At 67.2% G+C, this 24,702-nt stretch carries 22 protein-coding genes; 13 read left to right on the top strand and 9 right to left on the bottom strand.

Going from position 1 to position 24,702, the window contains the following annotated elements; translation table 11 throughout:
* The first annotated feature begins 31 nt into the window (after positions 1–31).
* A complete protein-coding gene (locus tag A9X01_RS03255; protein ID WP_065119265.1) occupies positions 32–469 on the top strand; it encodes an Hsp20/alpha crystallin family protein in 438 nt (145 codons plus the stop codon).
* 69 nt (positions 470–538) lie between these two features.
* Here the strand turns inward: A9X01_RS03255 and A9X01_RS03250 are convergent, their stop codons facing one another.
* Positions 539–1,330: an isocitrate lyase/PEP mutase family protein gene (locus tag A9X01_RS03250; protein WP_065119264.1), complete on the bottom strand. Its 792-nt coding sequence runs from the start codon at positions 1,328–1,330 to the stop codon at positions 539–541.
* A 96-nt stretch (positions 1,331–1,426) separates the two neighbouring features.
* On the opposite strand from A9X01_RS03250, the gene A9X01_RS03245 reads away from it, so the two are divergent.
* The 5 genes from A9X01_RS03245 to A9X01_RS30325 all read left to right on the top strand — a co-directional run bounded on the left by A9X01_RS03245 (position 1,427) and on the right by A9X01_RS30325 (position 5,535).
* Entirely contained in the window at positions 1,427–1,723 is a 297-nt protein-coding gene (locus tag A9X01_RS03245) for an Rv0250c family protein (protein ID WP_065036141.1), read from the top strand.
* An 81-nt stretch (positions 1,724–1,804) separates the two neighbouring features.
* Positions 1,805–2,635: a succinate dehydrogenase subunit SdhC gene (gene sdhC / locus A9X01_RS03240; RefSeq protein ID WP_065119263.1), complete on the top strand. Its 831-nt coding sequence runs from the start codon at positions 1,805–1,807 to the stop codon at positions 2,633–2,635.
* Positions 2,636–2,675: 40 nt separating this feature from the next.
* A complete protein-coding gene (locus A9X01_RS03235) occupies positions 2,676–4,604 on the top strand; it encodes a fumarate reductase/succinate dehydrogenase flavoprotein subunit (protein ID WP_065119262.1) in 1,929 nt (642 codons plus the stop codon).
* Positions 4,604–5,350 (top strand): succinate dehydrogenase/fumarate reductase iron-sulfur subunit, encoded by a 747-nt coding sequence (locus A9X01_RS03230; protein WP_065119261.1) that lies wholly within the window; start codon positions 4,604–4,606, stop codon positions 5,348–5,350. The genes A9X01_RS03235 and A9X01_RS03230 overlap by 1 nt, the downstream gene beginning before the upstream one ends.
* A 29-nt stretch (positions 5,351–5,379) precedes the next feature.
* Complete coding sequence (locus tag A9X01_RS30325; RefSeq protein ID WP_172832436.1) at positions 5,380–5,535, top strand: hypothetical protein; 156 nt, start codon at positions 5,380–5,382, stop codon at positions 5,533–5,535.
* On the opposite strand, the gene A9X01_RS03225 is transcribed toward A9X01_RS30325, so the two are convergent.
* Positions 5,532–6,020: a flavin reductase family protein gene (locus A9X01_RS03225; protein WP_065119277.1), complete on the bottom strand. Its 489-nt coding sequence runs from the start codon at positions 6,018–6,020 to the stop codon at positions 5,532–5,534. The genes A9X01_RS30325 and A9X01_RS03225 overlap by 4 nt on opposite strands.
* A 5-nt stretch (positions 6,021–6,025) precedes the next feature.
* The gene (locus A9X01_RS03220) at positions 6,026–7,051 is read right to left on the bottom strand and encodes an isopenicillin N synthase family dioxygenase (RefSeq protein WP_065119260.1); all 1,026 of its coding nucleotides are present in this window, start codon (positions 7,049–7,051) and stop codon (positions 6,026–6,028) included.
* A 214-nt stretch (positions 7,052–7,265) separates the two neighbouring features.
* Here A9X01_RS03220 and A9X01_RS03215 point away from each other — a divergent pair, with 214 nt between their 5' ends.
* On the top strand, positions 7,266–9,101 hold the full coding sequence (locus A9X01_RS03215; protein ID WP_065119259.1) for an acyl-CoA dehydrogenase: 1,836 nt from the start codon (positions 7,266–7,268) through the stop codon (positions 9,099–9,101).
* A 409-nt stretch (positions 9,102–9,510) separates the two neighbouring features.
* Here the strand turns inward: A9X01_RS03215 and A9X01_RS03210 are convergent, their stop codons facing one another.
* Positions 9,511–10,857, bottom strand: coding sequence for an acetyl-CoA C-acetyltransferase (locus A9X01_RS03210; RefSeq protein ID WP_065119258.1), 1,347 nt, complete (start codon positions 10,855–10,857; stop codon positions 9,511–9,513).
* A gap of 145 nt (positions 10,858–11,002) precedes the next feature.
* Here A9X01_RS03210 and A9X01_RS03205 point away from each other — a divergent pair, with 145 nt between their 5' ends.
* Both A9X01_RS03205 and A9X01_RS03200 read left to right on the top strand, forming a co-directional pair.
* Positions 11,003–12,367 carry a 3-oxoacyl-ACP reductase gene (locus A9X01_RS03205; protein WP_065119257.1) on the top strand — a complete coding sequence of 455 codons (1,365 nt, stop codon included), beginning with the start codon at positions 11,003–11,005 and terminating at the stop codon, positions 12,365–12,367.
* Positions 12,368–12,388: 21 nt separating this feature from the next.
* Entirely contained in the window at positions 12,389–13,231 is an 843-nt protein-coding gene (locus A9X01_RS03200) for a MaoC/PaaZ C-terminal domain-containing protein (RefSeq protein WP_065119256.1), read from the top strand.
* Here A9X01_RS03200 and A9X01_RS03195 read toward each other — a convergent pair.
* Genes A9X01_RS03195 through A9X01_RS03185 form a run of 3 tightly spaced genes read right to left on the bottom strand, consistent with a single transcriptional unit; the run spans position 13,226 to position 16,315 of the window.
* A complete protein-coding gene (locus tag A9X01_RS03195; protein ID WP_065119255.1) occupies positions 13,226–14,458 on the bottom strand; it encodes a chloride channel protein in 1,233 nt (410 codons plus the stop codon). The genes A9X01_RS03200 and A9X01_RS03195 overlap by 6 nt on opposite strands.
* Before the next feature lie 33 nt (positions 14,459–14,491).
* The gene (locus A9X01_RS03190; RefSeq protein ID WP_065033864.1) at positions 14,492–15,088 is read right to left on the bottom strand and encodes a TetR/AcrR family transcriptional regulator; all 597 of its coding nucleotides are present in this window, start codon (positions 15,086–15,088) and stop codon (positions 14,492–14,494) included.
* Positions 15,089–15,136: 48 nt separating this feature from the next.
* Positions 15,137–16,315 carry a glycoside hydrolase family 3 N-terminal domain-containing protein gene (locus tag A9X01_RS03185; protein WP_065119254.1) on the bottom strand — a complete coding sequence of 393 codons (1,179 nt, stop codon included), beginning with the start codon at positions 16,313–16,315 and terminating at the stop codon, positions 15,137–15,139.
* 69 nt (positions 16,316–16,384) lie between these two features.
* On the opposite strand from A9X01_RS03185, the gene A9X01_RS29645 reads away from it, so the two are divergent.
* The 4 genes from A9X01_RS29645 (at position 16,385) to A9X01_RS03165 (ending at position 22,569) form a co-directional block, all read left to right on the top strand.
* Positions 16,385–16,585, top strand: a complete 201-nt coding sequence (locus A9X01_RS29645) for a DUF2613 domain-containing protein (RefSeq protein ID WP_155771901.1) — start codon at positions 16,385–16,387, stop codon at positions 16,583–16,585.
* Positions 16,586–16,670: 85 nt separating this feature from the next.
* Positions 16,671–16,844, top strand: a complete 174-nt coding sequence (locus A9X01_RS03175; RefSeq protein WP_065036638.1) for a DUF2613 domain-containing protein — start codon at positions 16,671–16,673, stop codon at positions 16,842–16,844.
* 52 nt (positions 16,845–16,896) lie between these two features.
* A complete protein-coding gene (locus A9X01_RS03170; RefSeq protein WP_155771900.1) occupies positions 16,897–21,084 on the top strand; it encodes an alpha-(1->3)-arabinofuranosyltransferase in 4,188 nt (1,395 codons plus the stop codon).
* Between the two features lie 51 nt (positions 21,085–21,135).
* On the top strand, positions 21,136–22,569 hold the full coding sequence (locus tag A9X01_RS03165) for a lipase maturation factor family protein (protein ID WP_065119252.1): 1,434 nt from the start codon (positions 21,136–21,138) through the stop codon (positions 22,567–22,569).
* Here A9X01_RS03165 and A9X01_RS03160 read toward each other — a convergent pair.
* Positions 22,532–24,340, bottom strand: coding sequence for a PPE family protein (locus tag A9X01_RS03160; protein ID WP_065119251.1), 1,809 nt, complete (start codon positions 24,338–24,340; stop codon positions 22,532–22,534). The genes A9X01_RS03165 and A9X01_RS03160 overlap by 38 nt on opposite strands.
* A 104-nt stretch (positions 24,341–24,444) precedes the next feature.
* A partial coding sequence (locus tag A9X01_RS03155; RefSeq protein WP_172832435.1) for an HNH endonuclease signature motif containing protein occupies positions 24,445–24,702 on the bottom strand: 258 nt, incomplete at its 5' end.

Below are 24,702 nucleotides of genomic sequence, written 5' to 3'. Positions count from 1 at the left end.
CAAACTCACAACGAAGAATAAGGAGTTATCCATGAGCAATCTCGCCTTGTGGTCGCGACCGGCGTGGGACACCGACCGATGGCTGCGGGACTTTTTCGGTCCGGCTTCCGCGGACTGGTTCAAGCCGGTGAACATGGGTTTTACCCCCGCCGCTGAGATCGTCAAGGACGGCGAGGACGCCGTGGTCCGCCTCGAGCTGCCCGGTGTCGACGTCGAAAAGGACGTCAACGTGGAGGTCGAGGGCGGTCGCCTGGTGATCCATGGCGAACACCGCGACGAGCATTCCGAGGACCGGGACGGACGCACCCTGCGGGAGATCCGTTACGGCTCGTTCCGCCGGTCGTTCCAGCTGCCGGCTCACGTCACCAGCGAGGCCATCGCGGCGTCGTATGACGCGGGCGTGCTGACCGTACGGGTGGCCGGTGCCTACGCGGGCACTGAGCCAAAACGCATCGCGATCACCAAGTAACCGAGCCGAGCCGCCGGGCGGGGCGCCTACGGGCCGACCACGCCCGGCGGCGTCGTTTTGTCAGCCGTGTCAGCGCCCGCGGGCGAGCAGCTCGTTCGCCCTGGCCGACAGCGCGTATTGCAGGAACGGCCCGAAGCTGATGCGGGCCACGCCCAGCGGACCGAAAGCGGCGGGGTCGTCCTGGTCCGGCGCCGCGATCGCGTTGACCGGCAGAGGCAGCTCGGTTGCCAAGCGGCGCAACGTTTCCGGTTCGTGGCGCCCCACGGGATAGAGCACGTCGGCTCCCGCGCCGGCGGCCTCGGTCAGCCGCGCGACGGCCACATCCACCAGGTCAGTCGTGTCGGGGCCGGCGTCCTGCAGAGCGCCGTTGCGCAGGAACACATCGGTGCGGGCGTTGATCACCACGTGCACGCCGGTGGCGTCCGCCGCTGCGCGCAATGCGCCGACGAGTTCGGCGTGTTCGGCGGATGACCGCAACCGCCCGCCTTCGGAATGCACCGTGTCCTCGATGTTGAGTCCGACCGCGCCGACGCCCACCAGACCCTCGATCAGGCGTGCCGCCGGCAGCCCGTAGCCGGACTCGATGTCGACCGACACCGGCACCGACCCCAATTCCGCAACGGCCGCGGTGATTTGAGCGACGCGGGCCAGCACATCATCGAACGACATGCCCTCGTTGTCGGCTTTGCCGATCGAATCGGCCAGCGGATGGCTGCCCACGGTCAGGGCGACGAACCCGGCCTGCACCGCCAGCCGGGCCGACCAGGCGTCCCACACCGTCGGCAGCACCACCGGGTTCCCCCGCTGGTGCAGATCCAGCAGCGCCCGGGCGCGTTCGGACTGGCCAGGTACTTGCGGCATGGCGCGCTGCTTTCTCCCCGTGCGGTATGCGAAGAAGCGGATATTATCGGTTGACGTACTGTGATCCGTAACACCTTCAGCCACAGGGAGCACGCATTGTCCACGACTACCGAACTCACCGAACTGCACGACCTCATGCGGGGCCTGCGGCGGTGCGTCACCTCGCTGAAAGCACGGTACGGCGACAACCCGGCCACCCGGCGCATCATCATCGACGCCGACCGGATTCTCAGCGATATTCAGCTACTCGACACGGACGTGGCCGAATTGGACCTCGCCCGCGCGACGGTTCAGCAGTCCGGCGAGAAGATCGCCATCCCCGACACCCAGTACGACAGCGACTTCTGGCGCGATGTCGACGACGAGGGTGTCGGAGGTCACAGCCGGTACTGACGGCGACGCCCGCCTCAAGAACAGGCGGTTCCCCTGTGTAACCTTCGGACTAACAGCCCGTTCGAAGAGGAACACATCTAGATGAGCGCACCAGCGGCGAGCCGTTCTGAGTCCGGCGTCTTTTCACCTACGCGCGCCCAAATCGCGCAGAAGACGCTCCGCCCGGAGAAGTGGTGGCTACAGCCGCTGCGGATCAATCTGGGCTTTGCAGCATTCGTCATCTACGCGACGGCGCGCGCGTTCCAGCAGCAGTACTTCTACGTCCCGCAGTACCACTACCTGACGCCCTTCTACTCCCCCTGCGTCAGCACCGCCTGCGGCAAGGCCAGCGAATTCTGGCCGCAGATCCTGCCGGACGTGTGGTGGCTGCCGTATGCGGCACTGACGCTGCCGTTCCTGCTGTTGTTCCGGCTTACCTGCTACTACTACCGCGGCGCCTACTACCGCACGGTCTGGCAGTCGCCGACGGCGTGCGCGGTGGCCGAGCCGCGGGTGCACTACACGGGTGAGACCAGATTCCCGCTGATCATCCAGAACTCGCACCGGTACTTCTTCTACATCGCCGGCATCATCTCGGTGATCAACACCTACGACGCGATCGTGGCGTTCCATTCCGAAACCGGACCGGGCGGATTCGGTTTCGGCCTGGGCAATCTGATCCTGCTCGGCAACGTCATCATGCTCTGGATCTACACGCTGTCCTGCCACTCCTGCCGGCACGTCACCGGCGGCCGCCTCAAGCACTTCTCCAAACACCCTGTGCGGTATTGGATCTGGGAGCAGATCAGCAAGATCAACGTCCGGCACAAGCAATTCGCCTGGATCACGCTGGGCACGCTGATGCTGACCGACTTCTACGTTGCGCTGGTCGCCAGCGGCACCATCTCTGACTTGAGATTCATTGGCCACTGAGCCAATTCATCGATTCGGACAAAAAGCTGAGTGAGGTTTCATGGTTGAGGTCGAACGGCACGCCTACGACGTGGTCGTGATCGGTGCCGGCGGCGCAGGTTTGCGTGCCGTCATCGAGGCGCGCGAACGCGGTCAGAAGGTGGCGGTGGTTTCCAAGTCGTTGTTCGGCAAGGCGCACACCGTCATGGCCGAAGGCGGTTGCGCGGCCTCGATGGGTAACGCCAACCCGAAAGACAACTGGCAGACCCACTTTGGCGACACCATGCGCGGCGGCAAATTCCTCAACAACTGGCGGATGGCCGAGCTGCACGCCAAAGAAGCCCCCGACCGGGTCTGGGAGCTGGAGACCTACGGCGCGCTCTTCGACCGCACCAAGGACGGCCGGATCAGCCAGCGCAACTTCGGCGGCCACACCTACGCGCGGCTCGCCCACGTCGGCGACCGCACCGGCTTGGAACTGATCCGCACCATGCAGCAGAAAATCGTCTCGCTGCAGCAGGAGGACTTCGCCGAGTTCGGCGATTACGACGCACGCATCAGGGTATTCGCCGAGTGCACGATCACCGAGCTGATCAAGGACGGCTCAGGGGACGAGGGGCGGATTGCCGGTGCGTTCGGTTACTGGCGGGAGAGCGGCAAGTTCATCCTGTTCGAGGCCCCCGCGGTGGTGCTGGCCACCGGCGGGATCGGTAAGTCGTTCAAGGTGACCTCCAACTCCTGGGAGTACACCGGCGACGGGCACGCGCTCGCACTGCGGGCCGGCGCGACGCTGATCAACATGGAGTTCGTCCAGTTCCACCCCACCGGCATGGTGTGGCCCCCCAGCGTCAAGGGGATTCTGGTCACCGAGGGTGTTCGCGGCGACGGCGGCGTGCTGAAGAACAGCGACGACGAGCGGTTCATGTTCGGCTACATCCCGGCCGTGTTCAAGGGCCAGTACGCCGAGGACGAGCAAGAGGCCGACGCGTGGCTCAAGGACAACGACTCGGCCCGTCGTACCCCGGACCTGCTGCCCCGTGACGAGGTGGCTCGCGCCATCAACTCCGAGGTCAAGGCCGGCCGCGGTACGCCGCACGGCGGTGTCTACCTCGACATCGCGTCCCGGCTCTCGGCCGAGGAGATCAAGCGTCGGCTGCCCTCGATGTATCACCAGTTCAAGGAGCTGGCCGGCGTCGACATCACCAAGGAGCCGATGGAAGTCGGACCCACCTGCCACTACGTGATGGGCGGGGTCGAGGTCGACGCCGACACCGGCGCGGCCAAGGTGCCCGGGCTGTTCGCCGCGGGCGAGTGCTCGGGCGGTATGCACGGCTCCAACCGGCTGGGCGGCAACTCCCTGTCCGACCTGCTGGTCTTCGGCCGGCGCGCCGGCCTGGGCGCCGCTGACTACGTGCGGGGGCTGGCCAACCGTCCCGCCGTTTCGCAGGAGGCCGTCGACTACGCCGCCAAGCAGGCCCTCAAGGTGTTCGACCCGCCGGCTGACGGCGCCGCGCCGGAGAACCCGTACGCCCTGCAGCTGGACCTGCAGCACGTGATGAACGACCTGGTCGGCATCATCCGCAAGGAAGACGAGATCACCAAGGCGCTGACACTGCTGGACGAGCTCTGGAAGCGTTACCAGAACGTGCAGGTCGAGGGCGGTCGCGAGTACAACCCCGGCTGGAACCTGGCGATCGACCTGCGCAACATGCTGCTGGTCAGCGAGTGCGTGGCCCGGGCTGCGCTGGAGCGCACCGAAAGCCGGGGCGGCCACACCCGCGACGACCACCCCGGCATGGACTCCAGCTGGCGCAACACGCTGCTGGTGTGCCGGCTCAACAACGCCGAGGTGGACGGCCCGCACATCGACATCAGCCGCCAGCCGCAAGTGCCGATGCGGCAAGACCTGCTTGAGCTCTTCAAAATCTCGGAGTTGGAGAAGTACTACACCGACGAAGAGCTCACCGAGCATCCGGAACGGAGAGCGTAATGGGTTACAACGCGAGCATGCGGGTCTGGCGCGGCGACGACACCGGCGGTGCGCTCGAGGAATTCACCGTCGAGGTCAACGAGGGCGAGGTGGTGCTCGACGTCATCCACCGTCTGCAGCAGACCCAGACACCGGACCTCGCCGTGCGCTGGAACTGCAAGGCGGGCAAGTGCGGATCCTGCTCGGCGGAGATCAACGGCAAGCCACGGCTGATGTGCATGACCCGGATGTCGACGTTCGAGGAGAACGAGGTCGTCACCGTCACCCCGATCCGTACGTTCCCCGTGATCCGCGACCTGGTGACCGACGTGTCCTTCAACTACGAGAAGGCACGCGAGATCCCGTCCTTCGCCCCGCCGAAGGAGCTGCAGCCGGGTGAGTACCGGATGGCGCAGGTCGACGTGCAGCGGTCGCAGGAGTTCCGCAAGTGCATCGAGTGCTTCCTGTGTCAGAACGTCTGCCACGTCATCCGTGACCACGAGGAGAACAAGCAGGCGTTCGCCGGGCCGCGATACCTGATGCGGATCGCTGAGCTGGAGATGCACCCACTGGACACTCTGGACCGGCGCGACCAGGCGCAGGAGGAGCACGGCCTGGGCTACTGCAACATCACCAAGTGCTGCACCGAGGTGTGCCCGGAGAACATCAAGATCACCGACAACGCGCTGATCCCGATGAAAGAGCGGGTCGCGGACCGTAAGTACGACCCGATCGTGTGGCTGGGTAACAAGCTTTTCCGGCGGTAAGCACCAACCGTTGCGGGTACCCGAGGGGTATGCGAGCAACAACCAGCATCGACGAGATCCGAAAGGCGATCCGGGAGTTGTCCGTCCGCGCCGACCTGGCGCGCAAAGAAGGGCGGGCTGCCGACGCCGCCGAGATCGAGCAGCGTATCCGGATGTACCAACAGAAACTGAGCGAGCGCCCCTAGACGCCGAGCCGGCGGAAGGCGCTGCGGTGAAACACGATCGGTGTCACCTCGGCGTCGACGGTGACCTCACTGACCCGCAGCACCACGATGGTGTGGTCCCCCGCGGGAATCATTTGCTCGATCGCGCTCTCCAGCCATAGCGCGGTGCCTTTGATGAACACGGCCCCGGTCTCGCTGGACACCGTCTCCAAGCCCGCGAACCTGTCCCCGGTCTTGGCGGCCAGGGTGCGTGCGGCCGCGTCGTGGGTTTCGCCGAGCACGCTGATTCCCAGTGTCGGCACGCCTTTCAGCTTCGGCCAGGTCGTCGAGGTGTTCTGCACACAGAACGACACCAGCGGCGGCTCCAGGGAGACCGGCACGAACGTGCTGGCCGCGAGTCCTTCCCGGACACCATCGACTTCGGCGGCGATCGCCACCACACCGGACGGAAAATGACCGAAGGCCTCACGCAGTGACAGTGGCGTCAGATTGTTATTCGAACTCACCGACTTCATTCGCCCCTCGCGCCGAGAACGGGATTCTCCGTTTCGAGCGTACCCGGTGCATATCCGTGTGCGGCAGCCACATCCGGGTGCGCGCGAAGCCTGCTCTTCCACGCGTTCCGGCCATAGACAGTGTGGATAGGGTCAGCCGGATCCTCGGTGCGGGCGGTCCCGGCGCCCACTAGCTTGGCCGGCAGGGACAGCACCGGCAGCTGCGCGTCGAGACGCGGATTGAAGAAGTAGGGCACCGAGATGCGGTCCGAGGTCGCGGCGCTCAGATCCACCCGGTGCTCGGTGGCGCGTAGGTAGCCGCCGGTGGCGACCTCGAGTAATTCGCCGATGTTGACGACGAACGCGCCGTGCAGCGCCGGCACGTCAATCCAATCGCCCTGCGGTAGCCGAACCTGCAGCCCGCGGCTGTCCGGCTCGGCCAAAAGCAGCGTGAGCACCCCGGAGTCCTTGTGCGCGCCGACGCCCTGGGGGCCGGCGGCTTGGCCGGGATACCGGACGATCTTGATCAGCGTCGCGGGCGTTTCGGCGAACGCCTCGTCGAACACCTCCGGCGGGCTGCCCAGCGACGCCGCCCAGTGCCGCAACAACCGGCGCGAGACCTCGGACAGCGCGGCGTCCCATTCCGCGACAATGCCGGGCAGGTCGGACAGGGCCGCCGGCCATTGATTGGGTCCCTGCAGCCACAGGTAATCGGGACGGCCGGGACCGCCGATGGACGCACGCTCGGGTCCGATGTCGATCTGCTCGCGCCAGTCGACCCGGCCACGGGTCAACTCACCGCCGAGCCGGGTATACCCGCGGAAATGGGGGCTGCGCACCATCGCGATGGCGTCCTTGGCGGCCTGCGGCAACGCGAACAGCTTGCGGGCGGCATCGAGGACGCGTGCTGTCAGCGCTTCGGGCACACCGTGGCCGGTGAGATAGAAGAAACCCACCTCGTGCGCGGCCTCGCGCAGGCGGGTGTGGAGCAGGGCCGGATCGGCCCGTAAATCCACTATCGGAAGTGTCGTGACGGTCCCCACATCGCTCCTCGGAGTAGGTCATCGCCGCAGGTGAGGTGGTGTTTTGGGACTGGTGTGACCGCCATCCCAACCAGTTGGTTAGTTAGCCAGTGAAATATAGCTCACACTCGCTTGCGTTGAAGTTACCGATCGGTATATTTTAACTGTGTTACTGGTGGGTAACTTAGCCCTAGTACCCAACCACAAGTGGCATTCTCAATGAGGAGGACCCTAAGTGAGCCACTACAAAAGCAACGTCCGCGACCAGGAATTCAATCTTTTCGAGGTACTGGGCGTTGACAAGGCATTAGGTCAAGGCGATTTCAGCGAACTGGACGTCGACACTGCCCGCGAGATGTTGGCCGAGATCAGCCGGTTGTCCGAGGGTCCCGTTGCCGCCTCGTTCGTCGACGGCGACCGCAACCCGCCGGTGTTCGACCCCGCCAAGCACGAGGTGACCCTGCCCGAGTCGTTCAAGAAGTCCGTCAACGCGGTCATCGAGGCCGGCTGGGACAAGGCCGGCCTGGACGAGGAACTCGGCGGCATGCCGATGCCGCGCGCGCTGATGTGGGCGCTGCACGAGCACCTGCTGGGCGCCAACCCGGCGGTGTGGATGTACGCCGGCGGTGCCGGTTTCGCCCAGATCCTGTACCACCTCGGTACCGAGGAGCAGAAGAAGTGGGCCGTTCTGGCCGCCGAGCGCGGCTGGGGTTCGACCATGGTGCTCACCGAGCCGGACGCCGGTTCGGACGTCGGCGCCGGGCGCACCAAGGCCGTCCAGCAAGAGGACGGCACCTGGCACATCGACGGGGTGAAGCGATTCATCACCTCGGGTGACTCCGGTGACCTGTTCGAGAACATCTTCCACCTGGTCCTGGCCCGCCCCGAGGGCGCCGGCCCGGGCACCAAGGGTCTGTCGCTGTTCTTCGTGCCGAAGTTCCACTTCGACCCCGAGACCGGCGAGCTGGGCGAGCGCAACGGCGTCTTCGTCACCAACGTCGAGCACAAGATGGGCCTGAAGGTCTCGGCGACCTGTGAGCTGTCCCTGGGCCAGCACGGCGTGCCCGCCAAGGGTTGGCTGGTCGGCGAGGTGCACGACGGCATCGCGCAGATGTTCGAGGTCATCGAGCAGGCCCGCATGATGGTCGGCACCAAGGCCATCGCCACGCTCTCGACCGGCTACCTCAACGCGCTGGAATACGCCAAGTCCCGCATTCAGGGTGCCGACCTCACCCAGATGACCGACAAGACCGCGCCGCGGGTGACGATCACGCACCACCCCGACGTCCGCCGGTCGCTGATGACCCAGAAGGCGTACGCGGAGGGCCTGCGTGCTCTCTACCTGTTCACCGCGACCTTCCAGGACGCGGCGGTCGCGGAGACGGTGCACGGCGTGGACGCGGGGCTGGCCGCCAGGATCAACGACCTGTTGCTGCCGATCGTCAAGGGTGTCGGCTCAGAGCAGGCTTACGCCAAGCTCACCGAAAGCCTGCAGACCTTCGGTGGGTCCGGCTTCCTGCAGGACTACCCGATCGAGCAGTACATCCGGGACGCCAAGATCGACTCGTTGTACGAAGGCACCACCGCCATCCAGGCGCAGGACTTCTTCTTCCGCAAGATCGTCCGCGACAAGGGTGTAGCGCTGGCTCACGTGTCCAACGAGATCCAGCAGTTCGTCGACAGCGAGTCCGGCAACGGGCGGCTGAAGAGCGAGCGCGCGCTGCTGAGCAAGGCGTTGACCGACGTCCAGGCGATGGCTGCGAGCCTGACCGGCTACCTGATGGCCGCCCAGGAAGATGTCACCAGCCTCTACAAGGTCGGCCTGGGCTCGGTGCGGTTCCTGATGAGCGTCGGCGACCTGGTCATCGGCTGGTTGCTGCAGCGTCAGGCCGCCGTGGCCATCGAGGCGCTGGATGCCGGTGCCACCGGTGCCGAGCGGTCCTTCTACGAGGGCAAGATCGCGGTGGCGTCGTTCTTCGCGAAGAACTTCCTGCCGTTGCTGACCAGCACCCGCGAGGTGATCGAGACGCTGGACAACGAGATCATGGAGCTCGACGAGGCTGCCTTCTAAAGATCAGCACAAAAATCCCCCGCTTCCTGTTGGAGGCGGGGGATTTTTTACTTGGGCCCTCGACCTTGGGCCCTCGACACTGAAGATTTGTACTCGACACGCCGCGGGACGTGTGCGACGTTTCCGTCTCGATAACGACGCCCACTGCGCCCGCGACGCCCGAACGGCGCACGCCAGTGGCATAACCCCGACATGCAAAAGACCGCCGCTGGATCCCCTCACTCCAGCGGCGGCCTTTCTCGTACGCCCGTCTCCGCTGACCGGCGGTCGATCTAGGGATTGCCCCGCGTTGCCGTCGGGGTCGGGGGGTCAGACACCAACACGGGGCTATCCGGACTAGCGAGTACCCAGATGCTCCCTCGAATAACCACCCGATTGAAAATTCTCTCGACTGATTTGATCCGGCCGGTCAGGCCTCGAGGATCGCCGCCACGCCTTGGCCGCCGGCGGCGCAGATCGAGATCAGCGCCCGCACCGTGCCCGAACCCTTGGCCTCGCGCTTCTTTTCGGCAAGCTGTTTGGCAGCCTGGGCGAGGATACGTCCGCCGGTGGCAGCGAACGGATGCCCCGCTGCCAGCGACGATCCGTTGACATTGAGCTTGGACCGGTCGATGGCACCCAGAGCGGCGTCCAAGCCCAGCCGCTCCTTGCAGTACTCCTCGGATTCCCAAGCCTGCAGGTGGGCCAGGACCACCGAGGCGAACGCCTCGTGGATCTCGTAGAAGTCGAAATCCTGCAGCGTCAAGCCGTTGCGGGCCAAAAGCCGCGGAACGGCGTACGTCGGCGCCATCAACAGCCCGTCGCTGCCGTTCACGTAGTCCACCGCGGCGGTCTCGGCGTCGACGAAGTAGGCCAACGGTGACAGCGAGTGCGCCGACGCCCACTCTTCGGTGGAAAGCAGCGCCACTGAGGCGCCGTCGGTCAGCGGCGTCGAATTGCCCGCCGTCATGGTCGCGTCGCCGTTCTTGACGCCGAAGACCGGCTTCAGCTTGGCCAGCTTCTCCACCGTGGCGTCGGGACGCAGGTTGTCGTCGCGGTAGAGGCCGAGGAACGGGGTGACGAGGTCGTCGAAGAAGCCTCGGTCGTAGGCGGCGGCCATGTTGCGGTGGCTCGCCACGGCCAGCTCGTCCTGATCGACGCGCTTGATCCCGAGTTCCTTGGCGGTGATCGCGGCGTGCTCGCCCATCGACAGGCCGGTGCGGGGCTCGGAATTGGCGGGCAGGTCGAGCCCGAGGTTGGCGGGGAGGGCGCCCAGCAGCTTCGCCCGCTCCAGGTTCGACTTGGACCGGCGCACCTTCAGCAGGGTGCGGCGCAAGTCTTCGCCGAGCCCGATCGGCGCATCCGACGTGGTGTCCACGCCACCGGCGGCGGCCACCTCGTAGCGTCCCGCGGCGATGCCGTCGGCCGCCGAGATGGCCGCCTGCAGCCCGGTGCCACAAGCCTGCTGCAGGTCGAATGCCGGCGTGTAGGACGAGAGTTCGGAGCCCAGGACGCATTCCCGGATCAGGTTGAAGTCGCGGCTGTGTTTGAGCACGGCACCGCCGACCACTGCGTCCAGCCGTTCCCCGGCCAGCCCGAACCTGTCAACCAGGCCTTTCAGCGCGGCGGTGAACATGTCCTGGTTGGACGCGTCGGCATAGGCTCGGTCGGACCGGCCGAACGGGATCCGGTTGCCGCCAAGCACGGCGACCCGCCGCCGGCCCGGGGAACTCTTCTGAGAAGCTTTGGTCTTCGGCTCAGAGCTTGCAGGGGCCACGTTTTTGTCTCCGCTAGTCAGTTGTGAGGGTCATTTTGGGGTACCCGCGATGACGGCAATACTACCCACTGTTCTTACTCTGAAGTAAGTTCGTCCCCGGATACGGTGCCTATACCCGGCCCGCTCGACATGGAAGGCAGGATCAGTGGCCCCCAAGCGCTCGTCCGATCTGTTCACGCAGGTTGTCAACTCTGCTCCCGGCTCGTTCCTGGCGAAGCAACTCGGCATCCCCCAGCCCGAGCCGCTGCGCCGTTACAGCCCCGATGAGCCGCCGCTGCCCGGATCGCTGCTGATCGGCGGCGAAGGCCGGGTCGTCGAGCCGCTGCGGGCCGCCCTGGACGCCGACTACGACCTGGTCGGCAACAACCTGGGTGGCCGCTGGGCCGACTCGTTCGGCGGCCTGGTCTTCGACGCCACCGGGATCACGGCTCCGGACGGCCTGAAGGCGTTGCACGACTTCTTCAACCCGCTGCTGCGCAACCTCAAGCACAACGCTCGCGTGCTGGTGATCGGAACCACCCCGGAGGCCGCCGGCAGCACCGACGAACGGATTGCCCAGCGCGCGCTGGAGGGTTTCACCCGCTCCCTGGCCAAGGAAGTGCGCAATGGGACCACGGTGAACCTGGTGTACCTGGCGCCGGACGCCAAGCCGGCCGCGACGGGCCTGGAATCGACCGCGCGGTTCATCCTGTCGGGTAAGTCGGCTTACGTCGACGGTCAGGTCTTGTACGTAGGGGCCGAGGACGCGGCGCCGCCGGCCGACTGGGACCGCCCGCTGGAGGGGAAGGTCGCGATCGTCACCGGCGCCGCGCGGGGTATCGGCCGGACCATCGCCGAGGTGTTCGCCCGCGACGGCGCACGCGTGGTGGCGATCGACGTGGAGTCCGCCGGGGACACCCTGGCCGAGACCGCCAGCAGCGTCGGCGGCACCCCGCTGTGGCTGGACGTCACCGCCGAGGACGCCGTGGACAAGATCACCGCGCACCTGCGCGACCACCACGACGGCCGGGCCGACGTCCTGGTGAACAACGCCGGCATCACCCGCGACAAGTTGTTGGCCAACATGGACGACGATCGGTGGAACGCCGTTCAGGCCGTGAACTTGCTTGCCCCGCAACGCCTTACCGAGGGCTTGGTGAGCAACGGGACCATTGGCGAAGGCGGCCGGGTGGTCGGGCTGTCCTCGATGGCCGGCATTGCGGGTAACCGCGGTCAGACGAATTACGCCACCACGAAGGCCGGCATGATCGGGCTCACCCAGGCTCTGGCGCCGGAGCTGGCCGAGAAGGGCATCACGATCAACGCGGTCGCCCCCGGGTTCATCGAGACGGAGATGACCGCCGCGATCCCGCTGGCCACTCGTGAGGTGGCGCGGCGGCTCAACTCGTTGTACCAAGGCGGCCAGCCCGTCGATGTCGCCGAAACCATTGCCTATTTCGCCAATCCGGCGTCGAACGCCGTGACCGGCAATACGGTGCGGGTCTGCGGCCAGGCCATGCTGGGCGCCTAGTCATCGAGTGAGAGGGAAGCAGTGAACCAACCAAGCGGCCTGAAAAATCTGCTGCGGGCGGCTGCCGGCGCGCTGCCCGTGGTACCGCGCGGCGACCAGCTGCCCAAGCGCACGGTGACAGTCGACGAACTGACCATCGACCAGTCCAACGTGGCCGCCTACGCGGCGGTCACCGGGATGCGCTTCGGCAACCAGGTGCCGCTGACCTACCCGTTCGCGCTGACCTTCCCGTCGGTGATGTCCTTGGTCACGTCCTTCGATTTCCCCTTCGCCGCAATGGGTTCCATCCATATGGAGAACCACATCACCCAGCACCGGCCGATCGGCGTCACCGACACGGTGAGCGTTCAGGTGCATGCGGAGAACCTGCGTGAGCACCGCAAGGGACTGCTGGCCGACATCGTCACCGACGTCAACGTCGGCAACGATCTCGCCTGGCACCAGGTGACCACCTTCCTGCACCAGCAGCGCACCAGCCTGTCCGACGAACCCAAACCGCCGCCACAGAAGCAGCCCAAGCTGCCGCCGCCCAGCACGATCCTGCGCGTCAGTCCGAGCCGGATCCGCCGCTACGCCGGCGTCAGCGGTGACCACAACCCGATTCACACCAACCCGATCGCCGCCAGGCTGTTCGGCTTCCCGACCGTGATCGCACACGGAATGTTCAGTGCGGCAGCGGTATTGGCGAACATCGAGGGTCGATTGCCCGATGCCGTGCGGTACTCGGTGCGGTTCGGCAAGCCGCTGGTGCTGCCGGCCAGCGCTGGTTTGTACGTCGACGAGGTCGGCGACGGCTTCGATATCGCGCTGCGCCACATCGCCAAGGGGTATCCGCACCTGACCGGGACGCTACGGGCGCTATGAGTTCGCCCGGCGCTGCACCCAGCGGTTCACCGCGTGTGCCGCGGTGGCGGTGAGCAGGAAGAGCAGCAGTAACCAGATCGGCGGGCGGGCCAGCTCCCACACGAACAGGGCGGCCCAGATCGGCGAACCCTGCGTGACGGCCAGCACCCCGGCGGCACCGGCCAGCGAGACCGTCGGCACATGCAGGTGCGTGCCGGTGGCCGCGTTGATCGCCAGCACCAGTAGCGAGCCGGCCGCCGCGCCGGTGGCCAGTGACGGGGTGAGTAGCCCGCCGGCGCCGCCCGCGCGCAGAAACAGCGCGGTCAGAAGCGGTTTCAGCAGCAGGATGGCCGCCGCGGCCGTCAGCGTCATACCGCTGGCGAGGCTGACGGTCAGAATGCTCTTGCCGTTGCCGGGCAGTTCGGGCCACCAGTGCGCACAGACCCCGGTGGTCAGCGCCGCGGCCGCCAGCGCTGGGATCAGCAGCCAGCTACGGATTTGGTGTCGGGGCTGCGCCGCGCTGATGATGCGGTTGAACGCCATGCCCACCGCGCAGGCGACCGGCGCCAGGATCAACCCGTGCGCGGTCAGCAGGTACGTCGATTCCAGGCTGGGCCAGGCCAGTTCGGGCCGGTCATGGGTGACCGCCGAACCGACGGCAACCGCCAGACTCGAGGTGATCAACGCCGCCCCCACCGCGCGCGGCTGCCAGGTGTTCAGCAGAATCCGCAGCGTGAACATGGCACCGGCCAGCGGGACCGCGTAGACGGCACCCAGCCCGGCGCCGGCCGCGCTGGCGAGCAGGATCTCCCGTTCGGCCGGGGAGAGCCGCCGGAGCCATCCAGTGCTGAAATCGCCTAGCACAGCAGCGAATTGGCGAGGCGCGCCTTCTCGTCCCAGTGATGCGCCCGAGCCGACCAGCACGATCTGCAGCAGGGCGTCGATGCTCCACGCCAGTCGCGGTATGCGTTCGTGTCGGGCGATGGTCCCGGCCAACGGCGGCACCTCGGTCCGGCGTCGCAGCAGCCACCAGCCCACGCCGGCCAGCGCGGCACCCACGGCCGGCGCCAACGCGCGCCGCAGCGGGCTGGCGCCGGTCACACCGGCCAGCAGCGAGCCGAAACTGTAGTGGTACGTGAGGTGTTCGACCGACCGCAGCACCAGTGTGGTGCACAACCCGGCCAGACCGGCCAGCAGACCGACGATGACGACGGCGCAAAAGAAGTCGAGGTTGGGGTTGCGCCGCACCTGCCGACCTTACGGCGTCGGGGCGGCCCACCGCTATCTTCCGGGCACTCCCCGCAAACCCACCCAGAACAGGTCGATCATCATCTCGGCCGCCGCGTCGACCCCGATGTCACCGGCGGACAGCCGGGTGGCCACCGCCTCGCCCGCGCCCACCAAAGCCACTGCCATGATTTCGATTTCGGCGTCCGACCGGGGGCTGCGGGTGCCGGCCCGCACCAGACCGGCCACCAGGTCGATGATCTGTTCGCGGCCTTCACGAACCGTGTGGGCGAAGGCCTGCGAACTGGTGGCCTGGGTGTACATCACGATCCACGATGCCCGGTTCTCGTCGATGTACCGCAGGAACCCACCAATGGTGTTGCGCAGCATGTCTTTCGGACTCTGGGTGAAGTCGATCTCGGCGCGCACCCCATCGATGAACCGGTTCATCTCCCGGTTCAGGCACGCACCGAACAGATCCTCCTTCGAGCCGTAATAGAGGTACAGCATCGGCTTCGAAATCTGCGCCTCGGCGGCAATAGCGTCCATCGAGGTCTCGTGATAACCGTTGACCGAGAACATCTGTACGGCGGCGTCGAGCATCTGCTGTTCCCGGACAGCACGCGGCAGCCGCTTGGTACCACCAGCCATCGTGTGCCTCCCTTAGCCTGTCTATCTGACTCTAAGGTAAGGAAGGGGCTAGCGGCCACAAGTCGCGTTGACCCGCTTCATCGCCGCGACCCGCACCAGCGACTCGTCGACCCGCTGCACCGGCAACTCGCCGGCGTTCACCGCCTGCTCGAGCCGGTCCAGGACGGCCGGCACTTCCTTGGTGGTGATCCATAAGGCGATATCGGTGCCTGCCTGCAGGGTTTTCAGCACGGCCTCGGGCACGCCGAACCGGTCGGAGATCGCGGCCATGCTGGACAGGTCGTCGCTGAATACCGCGCCGTCGAACGCCGGCCCGCCGTAACCGGTTCCGGTTCGCAGGAGCTCGACTGCTTGGGGACTCAGGCTGGCGGGATCGGTGCCGGTCAACCCGGGCACCTGCATGTGGCCGATCATCACCGCCACCGGTGCCGTCTGCAGCAGGGTGCGGTAGGGCACCAGGTCGTTGCCGACAAGCTCGGACAGCGGCGGCGTGGTGACGCCACCGGTGTGGGAGTCGCCCGATCCGTGGCCGTGGCCGGGGAAGTGCTTGAGCACCGGCAACACGCCGGCATCGCGCAGGCCTTGCGCATAGGCGCCGGCCCACGCCGTCACCTTGACGGGATCGGGGCCGAACGAACGGTCACCGATCACCGTGTCGTCGGGCGCGTCGGTGACATCGACGACGGGCGCGAAATCGACGGTGATGCCCAGGTCCTTCATCTTGCGACCGCGCTCGGCCACCAGGTCGTGGACCTGGGTCGGTGTCATCGTCTGACCCATCTCCTTGGCGGTGGGTCCCCGACCGCCCAGCAGGGTGCGCAGGCGGGACACCCGGCCGCCCTCCTCGTCGACGCCCACCGCGAGCGGCAGCGGCGTGGCCGCGTGCGCGATGTCGCTCAGCGGACCGGGCAGCATGGTGAGGTCGGTGTCGCTGTCGATGATGATGCCGCCGACGTGAAAGTCGGTGACGACGGCTCGGGCGTCGTCAGCGTTCTTCACCCCGACCATCAACAGCTGGGCCAGCTTGTCGCGCAGGTTCGGGATGGCCGCCGGGACCGCGGGCGGATCGGCGCACACACGGGGGCCGGTCGCCGCGGCGGGGGCGGAGGTGGGTGCCGACGAGCTGGGGGTCGTGGTCGTCGACGGGCCCGGTTTGGTGCCGCCGTGACAGCCCGCCACCAGCGCCGATGCAGCGGCAAGGACGGCCAGTGTGCGCGCTAAAGCCATCCGGACATGCTGTCACGGGGCGTTTCAGCCCTGGGTTCGGGGGGCAAATCCCTTGCCATGTCCCATTCCATGCCCGGGTTTACGCTGACGGCCGTCGCGGCCAGCATTGTTGCCGGCCTATCGCTGGGCGCCGTGGCGACCGTAGGGGCAACGCTGCTGGCGCAGGGTGCCCCGCCGGCGATGCGGAAAGCTCCGGCGCCGGTGGTGGTCTCCACCGTGGTGCAGTACGGCGACCGGCTCGGTCCCGAGCCGCACTCCCTGAAGCCCTAACGCTCGTTCTGCTAGGTTGGCTCACCCTCGCCCGACCAAACACCTACTCAAGCCGGGTGCCGTCGTTCTGCTAGGTTGGGCGACTATGAACCGGATCGTCGCGCCCGCCGCCGCGAGTGTCGTCGTCGGCCTGTTGCTTGGTGCGGCCGCGATCTTCGGGATCACCCTGATGGTTCAACAGGACACCAAGCCGGCGCTGCCCGGGGGCGATCCGGGATCGTCGGTGCTCAACCGGGTCGAGTACGGCAACCGTAGCTAGCCAGACGCCGGTCCGGACCGCCGGACCCGCAAGACCCGCCGTGCATTCGTTGGTGACACCGCTCTCGCGCCGCTGGTTGATGCTGGTCGGCGCGGTCTCGCTGGTCCTGGCGTTCGTCCAGGCACCCGGGCAGGTCTCGCCGGACACCAAGCTCGACCTGACCGCGAACCCGCTGCGTTTCCTGGCCCGGGCCACCAACCTGTGGAACAGCGAGCTGCCGTTCGGCCAGTCGCAGAATCAGGCTTACGGCTACCTGTTCCCGCACGGCACGTTCTTCCTGGCCGGCCACCTGCTCGGGGTGCCCGGCTGGATCACCCAACGGCTGTGGTGGGCGGTGCTGCTCACGGTCGGTTTCTGGGGGTTGCTGCGGGTCGCCGAGGCATTGGGTATCGGCACCCCAACCTCCCGGGTGCTCGGGGCCGTGGCATTCGCGTTGTCGCCGCGGGTGCTGACGACGCTCGGGTCGATCTCGTCGGAAACCCTGCCGATGATGCTGGCGCCGTGGGTGCTGCTGCCGACGATCCTTGCGTTGCGCGGCACATCGGACCGGTCGGTGCGGGTGCTGGCCGGCCAGGCCGGGCTGGCGGCGGCGCTGATGGGCGCGGTCAACGCCATCGCGACGCTCGCCGGTTGCCTTCCCGCCGCCATCTGGCTGGCCTGTCACCGGCCCAATCGACGGTGGCTGCGATACGCCGGCTGGCTGCTGGTGGCCGCGGTGGTGGCGGTGCTGTGGTGGGTGGTGGCGCTGGCCCAGTTACGCGACGTCAGTCCGCCGTTCCTGGACTTCATCGAATCCTCCGGGGTGACAACGCAATGGTCGTCGCTGGTGGAGATGCTGCGCGGCACCGATAGTTGGACGCCATTCGTCGCGCCCAACGCGACCGCGGGTGCGCCGCTGGTCACCGGGACGGTCGCAATCCTGGGCACCTGCCTGGTGGCCGCGACGGGTCTGGCCGGGCTGGCCAGTGCCGCGATGCCGGCGCGGGGCCGGTTGACAACCATGCTGCTGGTCGGGGTGACGCTGCTGGCCGTGGGCTATAGCGGCGGGCTGGGCTCACCGGTGGCCCACCAGGTGCAGGCGTTCCTGGACGCGGGCGGCACCCCGCTGCGCAACGTGCACAAGCTGGGACCGGTCATCCGGATTCCGCTGGTGCTCGGCTTCGCACATGTGCTGGGCCGGATCCCGCTACCGGGAAGTGCGCCGAAGACGTTGTGGCTGAAGGCCTTTACCCATCCCGAGCGGGACCGGCGGATCGCGGTGGGGATCGTCGCGCTCACCGCGCTGCTGGTGAGCACGTCGTTGGCGTGGACCGCGCGGCTGACCCCACCCGGCACGTTCCGCGCGATTCCGGATTACTGGCACGAGGCGGCCGACTGGCTGAGCGCGCACCAGCATGGGCGGGTGCTGGTGGTGCCGGGCGCGCCGTTCGCGACCCAGGTGTGGGGCACCAGCCACGACGAACCGCTACAGGTGCTGGGCAGCAGCCCGTGGGGTGTGCGCGACTCCATCCCGCTGACGCCGCCCCAGACCATCCGTGCGCTGGACTCGGTCCAACGGCTGTTCGCGGCCGGCCGCCCGTCCGCCGGCCTCGCCGATACCCTTGCTCGACAAGGCATTTCGTATCTGGTGGTGCGCAATGACCTGGACCCCGAGACGTCGCGTTCGGCGCGGCCGATCCTGGTGCACCGAACCGTCGCCGGCTCACCCGGGCTGGCCAAGGTCGCCGAGTTCGGCGAGCCGGTGGGCCCGGGTTCACTGGAGGGCTTCGTCAACGACAGCGGCCTGCGGCCGCGGTATCCGGCGGTGGAGATCTATCACGTCGGCCAGGCCGCCGACCCGGGAACGCCGTACTTCGTCGACGCCGACCGCATGACGCGGGTCGACGGCGGACCCGAGGTGCTGCTGCGCCTCGACGAACGCCGACGTTTGCTGAACCAACCGGCGCTGGGGCCGGCGCTGATGACCCAGGACGCGTTGGCCGCCGGACTGCCGGCCCCGCTGGTGACCGTCACCGACACCCCGCTGGCGCGGGAAACGGACTACGGGCGCGTCGACAACCATTCGTCGGCGATCCGCGCGCCCGGCGACGCCCGGCACACCTACAACCGGGTGGCCGATTACCCCGTGCCCGGCGCCGACCTGGTGTACGGCGGCTGGACCGGCGGCCGGGTCACGGTCTCGAGTTCGTCGTCGGACTCGACCGCGCTGCCCGACGTCGCCCCGGCCACGTCGCCCGCTGCCGCGATCGACGGTGACCCGGCCACCGCGTGGGTGTCCAACGCGCTGCAGGCCGCCGTCGGGCAGTGGCTCCAAGTGGACTTCGACCATCCGGTCACCAACGCCGTGCTGACCCTGACTCCCAGTGCCACCGCGGTCGGCGCCCAGATCAGGCGCATCCTGATCGAAACCGTCAACGGCAGCACCACGCTGCGGTTCGACGAGGACGGCAAACCCCTCAGCGCCGCCCTGCCGTACGGCGAATCGCCGTGGGTTCGGATCACCGCGGCCGGCACGGACGACGGTTCGGCCGGTGTGCAATTCGGCATCACCGACCTCTCGGTCACCCAGTACGACGCGTCCGGGTTCGCCCATCCCGTGCAGCTGCGGCACACCGTGTCGGTGCCGGGTCCGCCGCCGGGCACCGCGATCGCGCGCTGGGACTTGGGGGCCGAACTGCTGGGCCGGCCGGGCTGCGCGCAGGGGCCGAACAACGTGCGCTGCGCGGCTTCGATGGCGCTCACGCCGGAGGAGCCGGTCAATCTCAGCCGCACCCTGACCGTGCCGACGCCGGTCTCGGTCACCCCCGCGGTATGGGTCCGCCCGCGGCAGGGTCCCAAGCTGGCGGATTTGATCGCCGAGCCGGGCACCACCCGGGCACGCGGCGATGCGGACCTGGTCGAGGTGCTCGGCTCGGCGTTCGCGGTTAGCGACGGTGACCCGGCCACCGCGTGGACGGCGCCGCAGCGGGTGGTGCAGCACAAGGATCCGCCGACGATCACGCTGAACCTGCCGCGCGCCACCGAGGTGGCCGGGTTGCGGCTGTCACCCAGCCGTTCGTCGCTGCCCGCGCATCCGACCATGGTGGCGGTGGACTTGGGCGACGGCCCGCAGGTGCAGGCGGTGCGGCCGGATTCGGAGGCGCAGACGCTGCCCCTGCATCCGCGTGTGACCGACACCGTCACGGTCAGCCTGCTCGACTGGCAGGACATCATCGACCGCAACGCGCTGGGCTTCGACCAGCTCAAGCCGCCAGGGCTGGCGGAGATCGTGGCGCTGGGTGCCGACGGCAACCCGATCGCGGCGGCCGACGCAGCGCGTAATCGCAGTCGGGAGGTCACCATCGACTGCGACCGCGGTCCGGTGATCGCGGTGGCGGGTCGGTTCGTACACACCGCGATCCGGACGACGGCGGGTGCGCTGCTGGACGGCTTGCCGATTCCGGCGATGCCGTGCGAGGCCGAGCCGATCGCGCTGCCCGCGGGACAGCAGGAGTTGCTGATCAGCCCCGGCGCCGCGTTCGTCGTGGACGGCGCCCAACTCTCCGCGACACCTGAATTGCCAAGTGCGGGAATGACTTCCGCGGATATCGGGATGTGGGGGCCGGACCGGCGCGAGGTCCGCGCGTCCTCATCGCCGACCCCGCGACTGCTGGTGATACCGGAGAGCATCAACCCCGGCTGGGTGGCACGCGCCCGCGACGGCACCCGGCTGACGCCGGTAGCAGTCAACGGTTGGCAGCAGGGGTTCGTCGTGCCGGCCGGGGACCCCGGCACCATCACGCTCACGTTTGCGTCCAACTCGGTGTACCGGGCCGGTCTGGCCGTGGGGCTCTGTCTGCTGCCGCTGCTGGCGTTCCTCGCGTTCTGGCGGCGTCGCCGGGTGGCCGGCGACGATCCGGCCGCCGTCGCCTGGCCGGCCGGGCCGTGGGTGGCGATGCCGGTGCTGGGCGCCGGAGCGCTGATCGCGGGTGCACCCGGTTTGGTGGTGGTCGGGGCCGCGTTGGGGTTGCGGTACGCGCTGCGGGACCGTGCGCGCTTGCTGGACCGGATGACAGTCGGTTTGGGTGCCGGCGGCTTGATCCTGGCCGGTGCCCTGCTGTCGCGGCATCCGTGGCGTTCGGTGGACGGCTATGCCGGGCATTCGGCAAGCGTGCAACTGTTCGCGCTGATTTCGGTTGCCGCGGTGAGCGCCTCGGTGGTCGCGTTCGGGGCGGTGGCCCGGTCGGACGGAGAACGGTAGTTGGCTGTTCTGCCCGAGGCTGGTTGACTGGCTACTGAGGAGTTGACCGCCATGGCATGGTTTTCGGCACCCGAATACTGGCTCGGCAGAATCGTGCTCGAGCGTGGCGTGGCGCTCATCTATCTGATTGCGTTCGTCGCGGCCGCGCGCCAATTCCGGCCCCTGATCGGAGAACGCGGCATGCTGCCGGTGCCTGGTTTTCTGGCGAAGCGATCATTCTGGCGGTCGCCGAGCATCTTTCACCTCCACTATTCGGACCGGATGTTCGCTGCCGTCAGCTGGTTCGGCGCGGCGCTGTCGGCCGCGTTAGTGGCGGGAGCGGCAGATCTGGTGCCGCTGTGGGTTGCCATGCTGATATGGCTGTCGTTGTGGGTCCTTTACCTCTCGATCGTCAATGTGGGTCAGACGTGGTACGGGTTCGGCTGGGAATCCCTGCTTTTGGAGACGGGGTTCCTGATGGTGTTTCTCGGCAACGCGCGGGTGGCACCGCCAGTGTTGACGTTGTGGTTGGTGCGCTGGCTGCTTTTCCGGGTCGAGTTCGGTGCCGGGCTGATCAAGATGCGCGGTGATCGCTGCTGGCGGGACCTGACTTGTCTGAACTACCACCACGAGACGCAGCCGATGCCGGGCCCGCTGAGCTGGTTCTTCCATCATCTGCCCACACCGCTGCACCGGGTTGAAGTGGCGGGCAACCATTTCGCGCAATTGGTGGTGCCGTTCGGACTGTTCGCGCCGCAACCGGTGGCCGGGATCGCCGCCGGCATCATCATCGTCACGCAACTGTGGCTGGTGTTGTCAGGGAATTTCGCCTGGCTGAACTGGGTGACAATTCTGTTGGCGTTCAGCGCCGTCGACCAGTCGTGGCTGGGCATCGATACGCCCCACCCGGGATCTCCGCCGCTGTGGTTTGTCGGTGTCGTGCTGCTGTTTGCGGCCGTTATGGTGGTGTTGAGTTTCTGGCCGGCACGCAACATGTTGTCGCCGCACCAGCGAATGAACGCGTCGTTCAACTCATTCCATCTGTGCAACACCTACGGCGCCTTCGGCAGCATCTCGCGCACCCGCTGGGAGGTGGTGATCGAGGGCACCGCCGATGTCGAGCCTGCGGAGTGGAAGGAGTACGAATTCAAGGGCAAGCCCACCGGCCTGCGTCGCATGCCGCGGCAGTGGGCGCCCTACCATCTGCGGCTTGATTGGCTGATGTGGTTCGCCGCGATCTCGCCCGGCTACGCGCTGGGCTGGATGACACCGTTCCTGCACCGGCTGCTGCGCAATGACGCGCCGACGCTACGGCTGTTGCGGCACAATCCTTTTCCCGATGCTCCGCCGCAACAGGTGCGGGCGCAGCTGTACGAATACCGTTTCACTACTCCGGCCGAATTGCGGCGTGACCACGCGTGGTGGCACCGCACCCTGATCGGCAGCTACCTGCCGCCGCTGTCGTTGCCTAAGGGAGCAGGCTCGCAAACAGATTCGCGAGATTGATGCCCGAGACGAAGTCACCGGAATTCGCGATCCCGGAACTGAACAATCCGGTGTTGAGGATCCCCACCGTGCTGCCGTCGCCGGTCAAGGGGCCACCGTAGTTGCGCAGACCGGTCAGCTCGAAGCCCTGGTTGAGAATGCCCACGCTACGCAAGCCCGTGTTCAGCAGTCCCACATTGCCGATCTTGCCGGTGTAGTTGAAGAGGCCCGCGTTGCGGCCGCCCGGACCGGAGTTGTTGGCGCCAGAGTTGTTTCCGCCCGCGCTGGTGTTGTTGAACCCGGAGTTGCCGGTGCCGGTGTTGCCGAAGCCGGAATTGGGCTGGCCGCTGTCGGTCCCGATCCCGATGCCGGTGTTGACGTTGCCCGCGTTGAAGGCACCGGTGTTCGTGTCGCCGGCGTTGCCGAAGCCGGTGTTGACGTTGCCCGAGTTGAAAAGCCCTGTGTTGCCGCCTAATCCAGCACCGGAGTTGAAGCTGCCGAAGTTGGCTCCGGCGCCGGTGTTTCCGCTTCCGAAATTGAAGCCGGCACCGGAGTTGAAGTCACCGAAATTGTGTCCCCCACCGGAATTGAACGTGCCCATGTTGCTGCCGGTGCCCGAGTTGAACGCGCCGAAGTTCAGCGGGCTGGAGTTGGCGAAGCCGGTGTTGATGTCGCCGGAGTTGGCGAAGCCGAAGTTTCCGACGCCGGAGTTCGCGATGCCGACATTGCCGCTGCCGGAGTTGAAGAACCCGATGTTGCCGCTGCCCGAATTGAACAGGCCGATATTGCCGCTGCCCGAGTTCAGCGGTCCGATGCCTACTTGGTTGTCGCCGGTAAGTCCGATGCCGAAGTTGTTGTTTCCGGTGTTACCGAAGCCGACGTTGCCGTTCCCGGTGTTGCCGAAGCCGACGTTGTTGTTGCCCGGCACGCCACCGGCACCGGAGTTGCCGCTGCCGATATTGCCGCTGCCGATGTTGCCGTTGCCGAAATTGTCGCTACCCGAGTTGCCGCTACCGAAGTTGAAGTGGCCGGTGTTGCCGAAGCCGAAGTTGGTGCTGCCTTGATTGCCCGAGCCGATGTTGCCGCTGCCGGTGTTTCCTGAGCCGAAGTTCTGATTGCCCGTGTTGCCGCTACCGGCATTGCCATTTCCGTTGTTGCCGCTGCCGAGGTTGGCACTGCTGGTATTTCCGCTGCCCAAGTTGGTGTCGCCCCGGTTGCCGAAGCCGACGTTGAGATTGCCTCGGTTGCCCAGGCCAAGGTTGACCGGGAGGCCTTCGATGGCTGCCGCCCAGGGTCGTAGCTGCGCCGCGGCCGCGGACGCGCCGGCGTGATAGGCGGCCATTGCCGCGACGTCGGCGGCCCACATTTGTTCGTAGACGCTTTCGGCCGCCGCGATCGCAGGGGCGTTGAGGCCCAACCAGTTAGACCTTATGAGCCGTGCGAATGCGGTGCGGTTGAGCGCGACCGCTTGCGGATGGATGGTCGCCGCCTTGGCGGCTTCGAAGGCGCCGGCTGCAATTTCGGCCTGGCCGGCGGCGTCGGCTGCTCGTGCGGCAGCGGCATTCAGGAACCCCACGTACGGCGCGGCCGCGGCTGTCATCGCTTTCGCGGCTGGGCCCTGCCACGCTTGGCCCGTCAACCCGGCGGTCACCGACGCGAACGTGTTCGCCGCCCCGGCAAGCTCGTCGGACAGGCCTGCCCATGCGGTCGCGGCCTGCAGCATCGGGCCGGAGCCCGCGCCGAGAAACATGCGCAGCGAGTTGATCTCCGGCGGCAGGACCGCAAAATTCAATGGACAACTCCTTGGCGCACGTCACCCCCGTCAGGACCGCTCGATCCTGCCATGCGCCGTTATCCCCCCGGCGCCGAATGGCTAATTTGCGGCGCCGGGCGAAATCAAGCTGCGTCCCCGTCGTCGTCGTCCTCGGGGGCGAACAGTTTCTCCGGGTGGTGGAAGGTGTTGATGCGGGGTTGGCCGTGGTCGAGGTGGGCCGGTGGGAGCCATTCGGTGTAGCCGCGGGCGGTTTTGCGGGTGGTCCAGCCTTTTTCGGCCAGTCGGTTGTCCGGTCCACACGCGAGGGTGAGGTCGGTGATGTCGGTGCGCCCGGTGGTGGTCCAGCCGGTGACGTGGTGGACCTCGCTGTGGTAGGCGGG

It is taken from the genome of Mycobacterium asiaticum, assembly GCF_001668675.1.
Taxonomy (GTDB): Bacteria; Actinomycetota; Actinomycetes; order Mycobacteriales; family Mycobacteriaceae; genus Mycobacterium; species Mycobacterium asiaticum_D.
Note: the sequence above shows the minus strand (reverse complement) of the source record. Positions and strands in the feature narration are given on the sequence as shown.

Coding starts and splice junctions, on each gene's coding strand:
- A9X01_RS03255 (WP_065119265.1), top strand. CDS start 32: ATGAGCAATCTCGCCTTGTGGTCGCGACCGGCGTGGGACACCGACCGA.
- A9X01_RS03250 (WP_065119264.1), bottom strand. CDS start 1,330: ATGCCGCAAGTACCTGGCCAGTCCGAACGCGCCCGGGCGCTGCTGGAT.
- sdhC (WP_065119263.1), top strand. CDS start 1,805: ATGAGCGCACCAGCGGCGAGCCGTTCTGAGTCCGGCGTCTTTTCACCT.
- A9X01_RS03235 (WP_065119262.1), top strand. CDS start 2,676: ATGGTTGAGGTCGAACGGCACGCCTACGACGTGGTCGTGATCGGTGCC.
- A9X01_RS03230 (WP_065119261.1), top strand. CDS start 4,604: ATGGGTTACAACGCGAGCATGCGGGTCTGGCGCGGCGACGACACCGGC.
- A9X01_RS30325 (WP_172832436.1), top strand. CDS start 5,380: ATGCGAGCAACAACCAGCATCGACGAGATCCGAAAGGCGATCCGGGAG.
- A9X01_RS03190 (WP_065033864.1), bottom strand. CDS start 15,088: ATGGCTGGTGGTACCAAGCGGCTGCCGCGTGCTGTCCGGGAACAGCAG.
- A9X01_RS03185 (WP_065119254.1), bottom strand. CDS start 16,315: ATGGCTTTAGCGCGCACACTGGCCGTCCTTGCCGCTGCATCGGCGCTG.
- A9X01_RS29645 (WP_155771901.1), top strand. CDS start 16,385: ATGCCCGGGTTTACGCTGACGGCCGTCGCGGCCAGCATTGTTGCCGGC.
- A9X01_RS03175 (WP_065036638.1), top strand. CDS start 16,671: ATGAACCGGATCGTCGCGCCCGCCGCCGCGAGTGTCGTCGTCGGCCTG.
- A9X01_RS03165 (WP_065119252.1), top strand. CDS start 21,136: ATGGCATGGTTTTCGGCACCCGAATACTGGCTCGGCAGAATCGTGCTC.